This is a genomic window from Vibrio sp. 10N.261.52.A1, from assembly GCF_002876325.1.
GTDB classification, from domain to species: domain Bacteria; phylum Pseudomonadota; class Gammaproteobacteria; order Enterobacterales; family Vibrionaceae; genus Vibrio; species Vibrio chagasii.
This window is the reverse complement of the sequence record NZ_MCYD01000016.1, coordinates 1-1043: the sequence shown is the minus strand read 5'-3', so window position 1 is coordinate 1043 and position 1043 is coordinate 1. Positions and strand designations below refer to the sequence as shown.

Here is a 1043-nt window from a genome sequence, read left to right as displayed (position 1 = left end):
TCCCCAAAATGATGTTACATCGGTGACTGTTTTAGACGTGTCGATGGAGAAAAATCTACCCGCATTACAATCACTGCTTGCTGATGAGATTAATGTCTTTTACTGCGATCACCATCGTACAGGGGACATCCCCCAGTCTGATTACCTTGAGACTCTGATCAATACAGCGCCGGAATGTTGCACGAGTCTATTGATCAACCAAAAACTCAAGGGAGAATATGTAGCCTGGGCAATAGCAGCCGCTTTTGGTGATAATTTAAAAGCAGTGGCTGCACGGTTAGCGCTAACAAATGGATTTGACCAACCTCAAACTGAATTTTTGGAAGAGCTAGGCACCCTAATCAACTATAACGGCTATGGCGCGTCACTGAGTGATCTGCACTTTTCACCGACTGAGCTTTACCAGGCGCTTTATCAATATTCGAACCCATTTGATCTCTTGGATGATAAAGAATCCGTGTTTTATCAACTTCGCGCCGCTTACAAAACTGACAACCAGCAATTATCAGACCTTACTCCGATCTATGAGAGTGAAGTCGCGCGCGTGTTCGAATTGCCTGCAGAGACTTGGGCAAGACGAATCAGTGGTGTGTTTAGCAATGAAATAGTGAATCAAGACCCAGCTCGAGCACAAGCGGTGTTAACGAGAAATGCTGATGGTCAGTCTTACACTGTGAGCTTACGATCGCCTTTATCAAACAGAGTTGGAGCAGATGAGATTTGTTCGAGCTTTGACACAGGAGGCGGAAGGAAAGCTGCTGCCGGAATAAATTCGCTTAAAGAAGTGGATAAGTTGAGTCTTATTGAACGAATAGAGAGCTATTATTCAGGCTATTCAAAATAATTACGATGTTATATTTTTGTTGATTTATCAGTGTAGAAATTTATATGTGAGGTTTAATTGGTCTTGTACGTCTAATTAAGCCATTTGCAGGTTTTGGTGATATCACTCGCAAAATAAAAAAAGTCTTAAATATCATAATCTTTAGAGCTTTTGTTCAGTTCAATTAACGATGTTTTATCCGTATATAATTTCTTAATTC

General features: G+C 40.9%; 1 protein-coding gene. It reads left to right on the top strand.

Translation table 11 applies throughout. The features are described 5' to 3' along the window. A partial coding sequence (locus BCT81_RS00225; protein WP_102422930.1) for an acetyltransferase occupies positions 1-844 on the top strand: 844 nt, incomplete at its 5' end. Between the last annotated feature and the right edge of the window lie 199 nt (positions 845-1043).